Raw genomic sequence first — 14,038 nt, 5'->3', positions numbered from 1 at the left:
AAAACGTGCCCGGTTGATAATAATGAACACAGAAAAACCTGATTGGCAACCGCGCACGCAGTACTCCGCCTCATGGTTCGGAAGCGGATCCAATGTTAATTAACCTGACACTTTGATCAGGACTTTCAATTCGTAACTGCCACCCGTCCAGGACGTTTCCATGTTGCAACGGTGGGCCTACGTCGTGGCAGGAGGGCTGGGTACGGTTGCCTAGATCAGGCAGGCGCGGTCTGCACAGAGCTTCGGAGAGACACATGAATCAGAATCAGGCGGAGCAGCTGCAAGCCGAGCGCAGGAAGACCGAAAACGCGTTCGACATCACTCAGTACGAACACGTCCCACGCCGCTATTACGGGCGCATTTTCTTCGCGACCCTCATCATCGTTGCCCTCGCCGGCCTGGCCCGCGCGTTTGCCAACGGGCAGATCGAGTGGGGTTATATCGGCCAGTTCCTGACCTCCGAAGCCATTCTGTGGGGGCTGCTCAATACGATCATCATGTCGATTCTGGCGATGCTCCTCGGCGTGGTGATTGGCGTGATCACGGCCATCATGCGCATGTCGGCGAACCCCATTTTGCGTTACGTCGCGATCACCTACACCTGGCTGTTTCGCGGTACGCCGCTGATTTTGCAGTTGCTGCTGTGGTTTAACCTGGCGCTTATCTTCCCGGTTATCGGCATTCCCGGCGTGTTCGAGATCGACACGGTCAGCCTGATGACGCCCTTTGTTGCCGCGCTGCTGGGCCTGAGCATCAATCAGGGCGCGTACACCGCTGAGGTCGTGCGCGCAGGCTTGTTGTCCGTGGACACCGGTCAGTACGAAGCCGCCAAGTCCATCGGCATGCCGCGCCTGCAGGCGCTGCGTCGGGTGATTCTGCCCCAGGCCATGCGCGTGATCATCCCGCCGGTCGGCAACGAATTCATCAGCATGGTGAAGATGACCAGCCTTGCCAGCGTCATCCAGTATTCCGAATTGCTGCACAACGCGCAGAACATCTACTACGCCAACGCCCGGGTCATGGAGCTGCTGATCGTCGCGGGGATCTGGTACCTGGCGGTGGTAACGGTCCTGTCGTTCGGCCAAAGCCGGCTGGAGCTGCGTTTCGCCCGCGGCGCCGGCAAGCGTTCGTAAGTCAGGCCCAGGAGAATCAGCATGAGAAACATCGTCAAAGCCGTCGGCCTGAACAAATACTACGACCAGTTCCACGCCCTCAAAGACGTCAGCATTGAAGTCGAACAAGGCGAAGTCCTGTGCATCATCGGGCCCTCGGGCTCGGGCAAGAGCACACTGCTGCGGTGCGTCAATCAGCTCGAAAAAATCGACAAGGGCGGTTTGTGGGTCGACGGCGAACTGGTGGGCTACCGCATCGTCGGCAACAAGCTGCACGAACTGACGGACGCTCAGATCGCCCGTCAGCGTTTGAGCACCGGCATGGTGTTTCAGCGCTTCAATCTCTTCCCGCACATGACCGCCTTGCAGAACGTGATTGAAGGCCCGATCCAGGTGCTCAAGCGCTCGCCCAGAGAGGCGACCGAAGAAGCCACCGAGTTGCTGGCCCGCGTCGGACTGGCGGACAAGCGCCATTCCTATCCCGTCGAGCTCTCCGGCGGCCAGCAACAGCGTGTCGCGATCGCTCGCGCATTGGCGATGCGGCCCAAGCTGATGCTTTTTGACGAACCCACTTCCGCCCTCGATCCGGAGTTGGTGGGCGAGGTGTTGTCGGTCATGCGTGACCTGGCGCACAGCGGTATGACCATGATCGTCGTGACGCACGAACTGGGCTTTGCCCGCGAAGTTTCCAACCGGATGGTGTTCATGGACGGCGGCCAGATTGTGGAGGCCGGCACCCCGGAAGACATTCTAATAAGCCCACAAAACCCAAGAACCCAAAGCTTCATTTCTGCCGTTCGCACTTAAACCAGAACAAACGAGAACGACCATGAAAAAGATCTTCATCCCCAGTTTGCTCGCCGGCCTGATGGCGTCCGCGTCGGTGTTCGCCGCGCTGCCTGCCAGCCTCAAGGAAAAGGGCGAAATTACCGCCGCCATCGTGCCGAACTATCCGCCGATGGATTTCAAAGACACCAGCACCAACACGCTGACCGGCCTGGATGTGGACCTCGGCAACGCCCTGGCCGAGCGACTTGGCGTCAAGATCAAATGGCAGGAGACCGCTTTCGAGCAAATGGTCAGCGGCCTGGTGACCAAACGCTTCGATATCATTCTGTCGGGCATGACCGACACGGCCGAGCGGCAGAAGTCGGTGACGTTCATCGACTACTTCGCCAGCGGGCCGCAGCTGTACACGCTGACCAAAAACGCTGACCTGAATGAGCCAGCCGATCTGTGCGGCAAGAAAGTTGGCACCAGTCGTCGCACCACCTGGCCTGCGGAAATTGCTGGCTGGAGCAAGGAAAACTGCGAGGCGAAAGGCAAGCCGGCGATCATCGTCAGCGGTTCCGAAGGCTCGGCTGACGCTCGCGCTCAGCTGCGTCAGGGCCGGCTCGACGCCGCGATGCAAGGCAGTGAAACCATTCCGTACTTGATGTCTCAGGAGAAAGACACGTACAAGCCCCTCGGCCTGGCGATCTCGAAACAGTTCACCGGCCTGGGCGTCAGCAAGTCCAACCCTGAACTGGCGGCGGCCATTGCCGAAGCGATGCAGGCCATGGTCGACGACGGCACCTATGGCAAGATCCTCAAGAAGTGGGAGCTGGAGCAGGGAGCGGTGACCAAGGTCGGTATGAATCAGGGGAAGTAAACGGCTGCGCGACGAATCACGGACGAACACCAAGCACGGATTTCTGTAGGGGCGCTTGCCCGCGATTGAGATGTATCAGTCCCTGACTCGATATCAGGCATGACGCATTCGCGGGCAAGTGCGCTCCTACAGAAGGAAGCGCTGACATAAAGGAAACCAAGAGTGCCCACCTACTCCCTCGTCATCCGCCGCTTGATGATCTGTTCACTGACCATTGTCATGAGCCGGGCGATGACCAGCCCGTTGCTTTCGCTGTTCCTGAGCACACGATTGGGACTCAACCAGCAAGACGTCGGACTGCTGATGGGCATCGCGGTCTTCATCGCCACACTGCTGGGGCTGTACGGTGGCTACGTCATTGACCGGCTGGAAAAGCGCAAATTGCTGATCCTGGCCATGCTGTCCAGCGCCATCGGCTTCGCGCTGCTGACCTTCGCCCACAACGTCTATCTGACGACCCTTACGCTGGTGATCACTGAGACGGCCTCGGCGCTGTTTCTGATCGGCTCCAAAGCAATCATCAGCGAAAACCTGCCCATCGGGCAGCGTGCGAAGGTTTTTTCGCTGCGCTATACACTCACCAACATTGGCTACGCCACAGGCCCGATGCTGGGCGTGGTCATTGCCGGGCACTTGCCACTGGCGCCGTTTTTCATCGCCAGCGCCATCGCATTCTGCAGTCTTTTTCTGATGCTCGGCATTCCGCCCACAGTCGCAGACACCGAACACCCGCCGCGCAGTTTTCTGGACACCCTGATCACGCTGAAAAACGACCGCACGCTGATTCTGTTCACGGGCGGCAGCTTGCTCAGCACCATCGTGCATGGCCGGTATACGTTGTACCTGTCGCAGTTTCTGCTGGTCACGCACTCGGCGGAACAGGCGCTGAAAATCCTCTCAGCGGTACTGGCGTGCAATGCGGTAACGGTCATTTTGATGCAGTACCAGATCGGCCGCTTTCTCAAGCGCGAGCAGTTGCCTTACTGGATTTGCCTCGGCACTGCATTGTTCGCGATCGGCCTTGTCGGTTTCAGTTTTGCTGAAACGACCCTGGCCTGGTGCGCCGCCATGTTCGTCTTCACGCTGGGCGAGATGATCATCTACCCCGCCGAATACCTGTTCGTCGACACCATTGCACCCGATCACCTTCGCGGGAGTTACCTGGGTGCGCAAAATCTGGCGGCCTTCGGCGGAGCGTTGAGCCCGGTGATCTGTGGCTACTTATTGATCAATAGCCCCGCGCCGACCATGTTTTATGTCTTGGCGTGTTTGACCGGCATGGGCGGCACACTTTGCTTTCTGGCGGGGCGACACGCGAAGCTCACTCACGCTGACATCTCCCTCTGACCCCTGCGCGGCCACACGTGGCTCCGTCAATTTGTCACTTTTCAAAACCCGACCAAACAGGTGAGTATGTCCGGCCTAGAGCTGTCGGTCTGACCGGTCTTTACGAGACCCCCGCAAGCCTGCCCCAGACTGTCCTGATTTCCACTTTCCTGACGAAAAGGATATCGAGCAATGAAATACCGCACCCTTGGCCAATCCGGCCTGCAGGTCTCAACGCTGACACTGGGCTCCATGATGTTCGGCGTGCAGACGGGCATCGAAGAATCCCTGCGCATCATCGACAAGGCCTGGGATGAAGGCGTCAACTTCATCGACACGGCCAACGTCTACAACGCCGGTCGGTCTGAAGAAATCGTTGGCGAGGCCATCGCCAAACGGCGCAGCGAGTGGGTCCTCGCCACCAAAGTCGGCAGCAGCTCGGGCAATACCGCGCCGAACGCCAGCGGCCTGAATCGCAAGCACATCTTCAATGAAATCGAATCCAGCCTGCGTCGTCTCGACACCGATTACATCGACATCCATTACCTGCACAAGGAAGATCACAACACGCCGCTTGAAGTGACCGTGTCTGCCATTGGCGATCTGATTCGCGAGGGCAAGATCCGGTACTGGGGCGTGTCCAACTTCCGCGGCTGGCGTATCGCCGAGGTGGTCAATGTCGCTCAGCGTCTGGGCGTCGACAAACCGGTCATCAGCCAGCCGCTGTACAACATCGTCAACCGCCAGGCCGAGCTGGAGCAGATCACTGCAGCGAAATTCTACGGTTTGGGTGTCGTGCCCTACAGCCCGCTGGCGCGCGGCGTCTTGAGCGGCAAGTACGCCCCCGATGTAACGCCGGACAGCAGCACCCGCGCCGGCCGTCAGGACAAGCGCATTCTGGAAACCGAATGGCGCAGCGAGTCCTTGCAAATCGCCCAGAAGCTCCAGGCGTACACCCAGGCCAAAGGCGTAGGTCTGGTGGAATTTGCCATCGCCTGGGTGCTGAACAACCAGGCCGTGACCTCTGCCATTGTCGGGCCACGCACCGAGGAGCAATGGGACAGCTACACCAAAGCGCTCAGCGTGAACATCACTGCCGAGGACGAAGCGTTCATCGACTCCCTCGTGACACCCGGGCATGCGTCCACGCCCGGTTTCAATGATGTGCAGCATTTCGTGACGGGCCGCTATATCTGACACCGATCGTCTGTGAAACCAGCCTTGAGTGCCGCACGACTTGCGTAACCGAGGCTGGGCATCCCGCTCCCAATCCCCGATTGATGGCAATACCTCTGCGCTCATTCCCTTGTAGAATGCCGCGCCGAGGCAGCCCGCTAAACTTGTGTCAAAGTTTGACAAGGGCAGCAGCGCTCTCTAGTGTTCCATTAGTGTTCCATTGGATCCAATAACTGGTTAGCCGAAGAAGATCAAGCATGCGCAGGACTGAGAAAGAGCAATTTCTGCGGGAAACCCTGGGCGATGAGCAGCCGCCTGCGCATCAGGCGCGTGCCATCATCGAAGAGAAGCTGCGCAGCGCCATCCTTGAAGGCCGCCTCCCGGCAGGTATCGCCTTGCGCCAGCAAGAGCTGGCGACGCTTTTCGGTGTCAGCCGCATGCCTGTCCGCGAGGCGCTGCGTCAGCTGGAAGCTCAGTCGTTGCTGCGCGTCGAGACCCACAAGGGTGCGGTGGTTGCCCCGCTGATCAACGAGGACGCAACGGATGCGTACGCGTTGCGCATCCTGCTGGAGTGCGAGGCGCTGCGGCAGTCGATACCGCTGCTGACCGCCGAAGACATCAGCATGGCGCGTGGCTACATCGAACAGCTTGAAGTCGAAACCGACTACAGCATCATGGGCACACTCAACCGCCAGTTCCATATGTCGCTGTACTGCAAGGCGCACAACAAGCGCCTGCTCAAACTGGTCGAGGACGGCTTGAACGAGGAAGAGCGCTTCTTGCGTTTTAATCTCAAGCAAATGAATCTGGGCAAGGTGTCCCAAAACGACCACCTCGAATTGCTGGAAATGGCCGGCGCCGGTAATGTGGACGCCACAATCGAGGCGCTGACTAACCACTTGAATCGTGGTGTCGAAGCCATCAATGCCTACTTGAGCGCCCGCAAGGCGGAAGAGGCAAAACCTGCGGCGGCCTCAAGAAAGCGCGTCGTCACCGAGTAACATTCACTGCTCTATTCAACCTTGACCTTGCTCGTCTCTGGCTAATCGGCCAAGAAGCACAAGGCATCAACGAACGCCGTTAATGACGGCGTATGCGCCGAAGGACCCGGCTCCACGGTTATGACGCCTTTATCAAGGCTCGGGAAGCTGAGTGCAAGCCGAAAAGAACAAATGGCTGATGGTGGTCAATTCCGGACAACCCGTCAGGACACGCCTGATTTGCTTTCCTCACGTAGGAGGCGATCCGGAGCACTTTCGTGACTGGTCCGAAGGCCTTGCCGATCACATCGAACTGGTCACACTGCGCCTGCCCGGCCACGGCAGCCGGCTCAAGGAAACGCCCTACGATCAGTGGGCGCCCTTGCTGCAAGACACCTTCCTCGCGTTGCAGCCCTATCTGAGCGAGCCCCATGCGTTTTACGGCCACAGCTTCGGGGGTCGTGTCGCTTATGAAATGGCCAGGCTGGCGCAGCATCATTACCCGAATCTGACGCGTCATCTTGTCGTCTCCGGCTGCCGCAGCCCTGACAGCCGACAGCCCTGGCCTTATTTGCACACCCTGCCGCAGGACGATTTCATTCAAGCGCTGATCACGCTGGGCGTGCTTCCGAACACGTTCGCGCAGGATAAGAAACGCCTGAAGCTGCTGGAGCCTGTCGTGCGCAGCGACGTGAAGCTGTCTGAGATCTGGTCACACTGCGCGGACGAGGGCCTGGACATCCCGTTGACCGGTCTGTACGGCAGCGATGATCCGGTCGCTACCGCGGCCAGCATGATGAAATGGCGAGAGTTCACGCGTCGCGAGTTCGAACTGATCGAAGTCCGCGGCACTCATGACTTCCTCTGCTCGCAGCGCGATCGCCTGCTGCACATCATCAACACGCACCTCGGCTTGCTGGGCGGCTGAACACACACCGCCGCCCTCTCCTTCTGCATCGACTTCTCGCGCCCTCCCTTCTGAAGCCTCCCAAGACTAAAAACCGGACCGCCCATGCTCGGGCCGCCGCTCATGCACCTATCGTGAAACCTGGCAGTCGTGACGCGGTATACCGCCGTGTTCAGGCAAACTCGGACGACGAATCGGTCCGCAGCCGGTTCAGGGAAGGCAGTTCTCATGGAGCGGCAAAAGGAGCATTGCCCTGGGCGGAGACATTGAAGTGAAAGCCTGAATGTCGCCCACACCAAAAATTCTAAAAAACTGTATTAGCCCGATAACGCGCAACGCTGAACGAGGTATTCGTTCATTCATTTCAATTCTGGCTCTAATGAGCCGGAAGGGTTGCGCTCGCCCATATAAAACTTTATTCAGAAGTTTTATTGCCACTTCTCGCGCCCGATTTATATAAGTTGTTAATTATATTAAAAAGTATTTGCGGAACCATTTGAAACTGTTTTAACGTTTTCTGGCGACCAACGTTTCAGGGCTATTCGCCCACCGACGCTGATCAGCGTAGGCGTTAGCTAAACGAGCACGCCTCGTTCCTGCCTACACGATTATTGACCACTCACACAGTAAGGTCGCGACTTCTTATTGCCTGACATTAATGGAAGTCATGTTATCCGTTGTTTACACAGCAACTTAAAACGACTTTCGGTTTTGGCAATCATCACAGTTCGTGACGCACTCAATCTATCAAGGATGTAAAAATGGATAGTCTCAAACAGCAACTTATCGCGAAGAAATCAGCACTCAGCGCGCACCCTGTTTTTTCCGAAATCGATTCACTCCACGTCCTTCAGCGGTTCATGGAGGTGCATGTGTTTGCGGTCTGGGATTTCATGTCACTCACCAAGCGGCTGCAGCAGGAGCTGACGTGCACCCGACTGCCCTGGCTGCCGCCGCAAGACCCGAAGGCGGCGCGGCTCATTAACGAAATCGTACTGGGTGAGGAGTCGGATGATCGGCCAGGACGCCACGATCATTACAGCCACTTCGAACTGTATCTGGACGCCATGCGGGAGATCGGCGCAAGCACAGCTCGCATCGAGCATTTCGTCGAACTGTTGCGCGAAGGCATTCACTACAAAACCGCGCTCGACAGCGTCGGCGCAGGCCGAGCAGCCACGCACTTCGTTCTAGACACGCTGGACATTGCCTTGGATGCGCCGGCGCACTGCGTGGCTGCTGCGTTCCTGCACGGTCGCGAGAGTGTTATCCCGCAGATGTTCCAGAGGATTCTCGACGACTGGGGCATCACTGCCGACAAGGCACCGACCTTTCGCTACTACCTGGAGCGCCACATCGAGGTGGACTCCGAGGATCACGGCCCGGCTGCGGAATCGTTGTTGGCCAGGCTAGTCGCGGGCAATGAACAACACCAGCGCGAGGTATATGCCGCTGCCATCGCCGCCGTCGAAAGCCGCATCGCGCTATGGGACGCCTTGCAACTGACCCTGCGTGAAACCGCGCGGGAGGTCAGCGCATGAGTCCATCACGCCTCCGCACTCGACCAGCCCTCCACACAAGGACGCCATCATGAAAGCCGAAGACTACTTGTCGTTCGTCGATGCCTGGGAAGGCCGCGCGACGATTCGCACACGCCCGCGCCGTATCGTCGAAAACGACGAAAAACTGATCTACCCGCTCAGCCGTCAGCCACTGGTACTAAGCGAGACATTCACCCGCGAATGCGCCCATCTGCGCGATCTGGCGCTGGTGCAGAGCCTGTACAAGTTCATCAACGACGTGGTGATTTTCGAGACCGAAATCGTCGACAAGACCGCGCGAAGCATCGCCAAAGACAACTTCGCAATCCGCTTTCCCTTTGCTTGCCGATATGACGCCATGACGGTGGTCGTCGATGAGGATTACCACGCTCTGGTCGCGATGGACTTCATGCAGCAAACCATCGCCCTCACCGGCATCCAGCCAATCCCGTTGCCACAGGAAATCGAACTCAGCCGGGCCATTCCCGCTGCGCTGGCCCTGGCGCCGGACCATTTGCGCAGCGCGGTCGAGCTCATCTGCGTGGCGATTGCCGAGAACACTGTGACCAACGACGTGGCGGCGTTTGCCAAGGACGACACGGTGAAGCAGTCCGTCAAAGGCCTCATGGCGGACCACCTGCTTGATGAGGGACGGCACTCGGGTTTCTGGGCGCGTCTGGTCAGGATCTACTGGCACGCAGCGTCCGAACAGGACAAGCAACTCATCGCGCAGATCCTGCCGGTATTCATTGCTCAGTATTTGACCAATGACATCCAGAAGTCTTTTGACTTCCTACTGATCGACAGCTTGCCCGTCGCAGAACCGATCAGACAGGCACTGAGGGAAGAGACGCAGGCGATGTGCTTCCCGATCAATCGCCACCATCCGCTGGTGGGCAACATTATGCGTTTCTTTACCTCCAGCTCGATGCTCGATTCCTCCTGGGTCAAGCACGCCCTTGCGGACTATCTACCAGCCGGAGGCCTGCAATGAAGCGCCTGGAGATTGTGCTCATCGGTCAGAGCCGGGCGATGAGTGAGCTAAGTGCTGAACTGAACGCCCACGGGCATCTGATTCACCACCTGCGTAATGAGGCCACGCTTGAGCCGATAGCGCTGAAGGACGCGTCGATCATCATTGAGGACGGCACGCTGGAACTGCCCCATGCAGAACGGGGCGCGTTCAAGGCAGCCGTGCATCTTGGGCTCCGGGTAGGACTGACACCGGTGAGCGAGCGGGCACTGCCTGAGCTGGAAATATTTTGCTGGCTCGGGACGGCTACGTCACAGCGCTTGATCGCGCGCCATGCGGTGGCTACCACGCTTTCCGGCAACGGACGCGTGCTAAGGGACACTGCGGTCGCAACGCTGGTCGACAACGTCGCGATGCTGATCAGCCGGTTCTCGCGTGATACCCAGTATTTCGCGCGCGCCGAGCGCGTCGACCCGCCGCGCAGTGAGCGCCAGGAAAGCCTGCTGCGATTGGACCGACTGGCCTTCGAGCACTGCTTCAACTTCACCGCCGCGCCAGAGTTGCTGCGTGTCGCCGAGCAGACGCTTGTCGCACGCCTGGATCACAGCTTCAGCCAATTCGCCGGGCGCATTGCGCTGAGTATCGACGGCGAGCGCATCAGCTATGACCTACTGCGCACGCACAGCGTCGCCATCCAGACGCAGATACAGGCCATGCTGCCGCACGTATCGGCTGGACCTATGGTGATCGGTATCTGTATGCCGAAATCTGCGGCGCTGTTCGCCGGGATCCTTGCCATCCTGGGCAACGGAGCGGTGTACCTGCCTTTGGACCCCAGCCAGCCTGTTCAGCGGCAGCAATACATCCTCGAAGACGCCCACGCTACGTTACTGCTGCATGATGGCAGCCACCCGCTGGCAGGCGTTGTTGTGCCGGGGCTGGATATCAGCAACATCGAGATCGTGCCGACGGCGCAGTCGCTGATGGGATGTTGCCCGGAGACTGACGCGCCATGCATGGCGCTGTACACCTCGGGCACAACCGGACACCCGAAAGGCGTGATGCTAAGTCAGGGTAACCTGAGCCATTTCACGGCCTGGTATGCACACTACGTCGAACTCTCCGAAGAAAGCCGGGTGCTGCAGTTCTCGACGCTGAGTTTTGATTCATCGGTCATCGACATATTCCCCACACTGCTCAGCGGCGCTGAACTGATCGTGGCGAGCGATGACCAGCGTCGTGATCCGCTGCAACTGTCCGAGCTGCTGGATCAGAATCTCAGCCACGCGTTTCTGCCGCCTGCCTTGTTGAGCATCCTGCCGATTGACCGACCGCTGAAGCTCAAGCACTTGTGCACCGGCGGTGATGTCTGCGAGCCCTACGTGATTGAACGCCTGGCAGCGCAATGTCACTTCCATAACCTGTACGGCCCGACTGAGGCCACGGTGCTGATCACAGCCGGTCGATTTCAACCCGGCGCCAGCAACCGTAACCTGGGTCGCCCGATCCCCAACAGCCAAGTCCTGATTCTCGACGAGGATATGCAGCCTGTCGCGGACCAGACGCCCGGCGAGCTCTACATCATCGGTCCGGGCGTGTGCGTGGGTTACATCAACAACCCTGTGCTCACCGATGAGCGCTATGTGCATGTCGCCCTGGGTGATCGCCAAAGCGTTCGCGCCTACAGAACCGGGGACATCGGCAAGTGGACGAGCGATGGCATCGAGCTGTCCGGGCGACGTGACAACCAGGTGAAGATACGCGGATTCAGGGTTGAGCCTGAAGAGATCGAGCACTGCCTGCGCGACAGCCAGCTGTACCGCCAGGTCGCGGTGGTGATCGATGGCCAGCGGCGCATCCTGGCTTTTCTCGCGCAACCGCACGACGTAGAACCGGACGCCGCTCGGCGTTTGCTCAAGGACCATGTCGCCGCTTTGTTGCCCGACTATATGCGGCCGACCGCCTACACGGAGTTGGTGAGCATGCCGTTTGCCAGCAACGGCAAGGTTGATCGCAAGGCGCTGTTGCAGTTGCCCGTGAACATGCTGGAGCAGGTGCCACGTCGTTTGCCCGATACCGAAAGCGAGAGGCAGCTCCTGACGTTGTGGGCGGATCTGCTGGAGCTTCCGCCTGGTGAAATCTCAACAGACGAGAGCTTCTTCAATTTGGGTGGCCACTCGATTCTGCTGTCGCAGATGCTGCTGGGCATTCGCGAACGGTTTGACCGCAGCATACCTATCAATCGCTTCATCGAGGCGCCGACGCTGACCAATCTGGCGTCACTGCTCGACAGCGATGGCACCACCTCATGGAGCGTCAGCCCGCAAGCATTCCTGGATGCTTCGGCACCCTTCGAGTTGCCGATAGTGCCTGTGGAGCGCATGGGCGACGTACACAAAGTCATCGTTACCGGCGCCAATGGTTTTCTCGGCGTTCACATCGTCCAAGCGCTGTTGGCGTGGGGCGCAACCGAGGTTGCCTGTCTGGTGCGTGAAAGCGCAGGGATGACGGCCCAAGACCGCTTTATCCAGGCACTGCGAGAAAACCGTCTTGAGCATCTGGATCTGGCGCGAGTACGGGTTTACGCCGCAGACGTCACGCAGCCCCAGCTAGGGTTGAACAACGAGGTGTACGAGCGGCTTGATCGCGAGTTTGGCGCGTTGGTGCATAACGCCGCCAACGTTAACCACGTCCAGGATTACGAAACCCTGGCCAAGGATAACGTTGAGCCAATCTACGAATGCCTGAAGCTGTGCGAAGGGCGCAGCAAGAAAGTGTTCAACTTCGTCTCCACACTTTCTGCTTCTAGCGCCGTTGGGGCTGACGGGAGCGTCCTCGAAGCGCCTGCTGCCGCTACACCGCCGATCTATATCAAGAACGGCTACAACCTCTCCAAGTGGGTCGCCGAGCGCATCCTGCAGCAAGCTCGGGAGCGAGGCGCGTGGGTAAACATCTACCGCCCAGGCAATATCGCATTCAACAGCACAAGCGGTGTCTGCCAGCCGCACAAGAATCGCCTGATGCTAATGCTCAAGGGATCGATGCAGCTGGGCCAGGTCCCGGACTTCTCCATGACCTTCGACTTGATGCCTGTCGACTTCCTCGCCCGATTCATCAGCTTTCACGCCAGTCGCTACCAGCCAGCCCACGCAGTCTTCAACCTCCACAACCCGGAGCCGTTGAGCTGGAGCAATTACGTCAGTGCGTTCCGTGAAGCGGGCAGTGATTTCGAGATGGTCAGCGTCAGTGAGTGGCAAACCCAGTTGAATCGCGTGGACAGCGAGAACGCTCTATTCGGCGTGCTCGGCTTTTACCTAGGCGGGTTTGAGGAAGACATCGGAGACATTTCAAAGATCGCCTACCAGAACGCCTATGCGGGTGTTCAGCGAATGGGCGAGTGCTATCCCTCGAAAACCCCGGCGCTGCTGCGCAAGGGCTGCGAGTACCTGAAAGAAATTGCCTTCATCTGATACACCCCAACGCAACATCCCCTTAAGTTATGGAGAACACCATGAACGCTATTCAGCCGCTCAACACCCTTCGCTCCCTTTCGCCCGATACGCTAATTACCAATCCTCGCGGGGAGCCGGTGGTGTCTGCTATCTCGATAAACGCTCCGGCGCGTGAGGTCTGGAAGGTCGTAGGCGATTTCGGTGGTTTCACGCAATTCATTCCGGAGCTTGCGAGCATTGAAGTGATTGGTAACGGGCCTGGCTCAGTCCGTTACAAGAAATTCAAGGAGGGTGATCTTGTGGTGGTCGAGCAACTCAACTCCCATGACGACAACACGATGTCAATGACATGGACAACCATCTACAACAACCTTGGCGTCAGCAAGCTCTGGGCTTCGATGACGGTTGTCCCCGACGGCAGTGCGAGCTGCGTTGCTACTTGGACCATCGTTGCCGAGCCTACAGATGACAACTCGATGAGCACAGGGGGCTTCAGAGAGTTCTTACAGGGCTTTGCTGATGGTGCAATGAAGAACGTGCCCGGCGCTGTGCTGCGCTCATAGCACAAGCCTGCGGCGGCTTAAACGACAAAACCCCAGTCTGCTCACGCAGACTGGGGTTTCGGAATTCAATCTTGACGATGACCTACTCTCACATGGGGAAACCCCACACTACCATCGGCGATGCACCGTTTCACTGCTGAGTTCGGGATGGGATCAGGTGGTTCCAGCACTCTATGGTCGTCAAGAAATTCTGTAGCCGACCCGTTACTAACGTAACGTTCCAGCGAAAATGTATGACCTTCACTTAAAACAAAACCCCATCTGCTTTCGCAGATGGGGTTTTGGAATTTAATCTTGACGATGACCTACTCTCACATGGGGAAACCCCACACTACCATCGGCGATGCATCGTTTCAC

11 protein-coding genes and 1 rRNA gene are annotated in these 14,038 nt (G+C 58.4%); 11 read left to right on the top strand and 1 reads right to left on the bottom strand.

The genetic code is table 11. The annotated features are described in order from the left end of the window. Positions 1 to 254: 254 nt before the first annotated feature. From ACYAR8_RS07055 to ACYAR8_RS07005, 11 genes are all read left to right on the top strand, one after another. Positions 255 to 1,133: an amino acid ABC transporter permease gene (locus ACYAR8_RS07055; protein WP_074890031.1), complete on the top strand. Its 879-nt coding sequence runs from the start codon at positions 255 to 257 to the stop codon at positions 1,131 to 1,133. Positions 1,134 to 1,154: 21 nt separating this feature from the next. After that, positions 1,155 to 1,919 carry an amino acid ABC transporter ATP-binding protein gene (locus ACYAR8_RS07050; RefSeq protein WP_074890028.1) on the top strand — a complete coding sequence of 255 codons (765 nt, stop codon included), beginning with the start codon at positions 1,155 to 1,157 and terminating at the stop codon, positions 1,917 to 1,919. Between the two features lie 22 nt (positions 1,920 to 1,941). Further along, positions 1,942 to 2,763 carry an ABC transporter substrate-binding protein gene (locus ACYAR8_RS07045; protein WP_074890025.1) on the top strand — a complete coding sequence of 274 codons (822 nt, stop codon included), beginning with the start codon at positions 1,942 to 1,944 and terminating at the stop codon, positions 2,761 to 2,763. 162 nt (positions 2,764 to 2,925) lie between these two features. Next, positions 2,926 to 4,110 carry an MFS transporter gene (locus tag ACYAR8_RS07040; protein ID WP_463579472.1) on the top strand — a complete coding sequence of 395 codons (1,185 nt, stop codon included), beginning with the start codon at positions 2,926 to 2,928 and terminating at the stop codon, positions 4,108 to 4,110. 171 nt (positions 4,111 to 4,281) lie between these two features. After that, on the top strand, positions 4,282 to 5,286 hold the full coding sequence (locus ACYAR8_RS07035) for an aldo/keto reductase (RefSeq protein WP_463579471.1): 1,005 nt from the start codon (positions 4,282 to 4,284) through the stop codon (positions 5,284 to 5,286). 236 nt (positions 5,287 to 5,522) lie between these two features. Further along, a complete protein-coding gene (locus tag ACYAR8_RS07030; protein ID WP_463579470.1) occupies positions 5,523 to 6,266 on the top strand; it encodes a GntR family transcriptional regulator in 744 nt (247 codons plus the stop codon). Between the two features lie 151 nt (positions 6,267 to 6,417). Further along, on the top strand, positions 6,418 to 7,173 hold the full coding sequence (locus tag ACYAR8_RS07025; RefSeq protein WP_108120971.1) for an alpha/beta fold hydrolase: 756 nt from the start codon (positions 6,418 to 6,420) through the stop codon (positions 7,171 to 7,173). Between the two features lie 740 nt (positions 7,174 to 7,913). Continuing rightward, the gene (locus ACYAR8_RS07020) at positions 7,914 to 8,693 is read left to right on the top strand and encodes a DUF3050 domain-containing protein (RefSeq protein WP_074890011.1); all 780 of its coding nucleotides are present in this window, start codon (positions 7,914 to 7,916) and stop codon (positions 8,691 to 8,693) included. A 49-nt stretch (positions 8,694 to 8,742) separates the two neighbouring features. Next, positions 8,743 to 9,687 carry a diiron oxygenase gene (locus ACYAR8_RS07015; RefSeq protein ID WP_108120970.1) on the top strand — a complete coding sequence of 315 codons (945 nt, stop codon included), beginning with the start codon at positions 8,743 to 8,745 and terminating at the stop codon, positions 9,685 to 9,687. Further along, a complete protein-coding gene (locus ACYAR8_RS07010) occupies positions 9,684 to 13,136 on the top strand; it encodes a thioester reductase domain-containing protein (protein WP_463579469.1) in 3,453 nt (1,150 codons plus the stop codon). The genes ACYAR8_RS07015 and ACYAR8_RS07010 overlap by 4 nt, the downstream gene beginning before the upstream one ends. A gap of 41 nt (positions 13,137 to 13,177) precedes the next feature. After that, positions 13,178 to 13,681, top strand: coding sequence for an SRPBCC family protein (locus tag ACYAR8_RS07005; protein WP_463579468.1), 504 nt, complete (start codon positions 13,178 to 13,180; stop codon positions 13,679 to 13,681). A gap of 69 nt (positions 13,682 to 13,750) precedes the next feature. Here ACYAR8_RS07005 and rrf read toward each other — a convergent pair. Next, positions 13,751 to 13,866, bottom strand: a 5S ribosomal RNA gene (gene rrf / locus ACYAR8_RS07000). Positions 13,867 to 14,038 lie beyond the last annotated feature (172 nt).

It is taken from the genome of Pseudomonas sp. HP_01, from assembly GCF_055284355.1.
Note: the sequence above shows the minus strand (reverse complement) of the source record. Positions and strands in the feature narration are given on the sequence as shown.

Bases quoted from the DNA above. Each gene is read 5' to 3' on its own strand.
- ACYAR8_RS07055 (WP_074890031.1), top strand. From the start codon at position 255: ATGAATCAGAATCAGGCGGAGCAGCTGCAAGCCGAGCGCAGGAAGACC.
- ACYAR8_RS07050 (WP_074890028.1), top strand. From the start codon at position 1,155: ATGAGAAACATCGTCAAAGCCGTCGGCCTGAACAAATACTACGACCAG.
- ACYAR8_RS07045 (WP_074890025.1), top strand. From the start codon at position 1,942: ATGAAAAAGATCTTCATCCCCAGTTTGCTCGCCGGCCTGATGGCGTCC.
- ACYAR8_RS07035 (WP_463579471.1), top strand. From the start codon at position 4,282: ATGAAATACCGCACCCTTGGCCAATCCGGCCTGCAGGTCTCAACGCTG.
- ACYAR8_RS07030 (WP_463579470.1), top strand. From the start codon at position 5,523: ATGCGCAGGACTGAGAAAGAGCAATTTCTGCGGGAAACCCTGGGCGAT.
- ACYAR8_RS07020 (WP_074890011.1), top strand. From the start codon at position 7,914: ATGGATAGTCTCAAACAGCAACTTATCGCGAAGAAATCAGCACTCAGC.
- ACYAR8_RS07015 (WP_108120970.1), top strand. From the start codon at position 8,743: ATGAAAGCCGAAGACTACTTGTCGTTCGTCGATGCCTGGGAAGGCCGC.
- ACYAR8_RS07010 (WP_463579469.1), top strand. From the start codon at position 9,684: ATGAAGCGCCTGGAGATTGTGCTCATCGGTCAGAGCCGGGCGATGAGT.
- ACYAR8_RS07005 (WP_463579468.1), top strand. From the start codon at position 13,178: ATGAACGCTATTCAGCCGCTCAACACCCTTCGCTCCCTTTCGCCCGAT.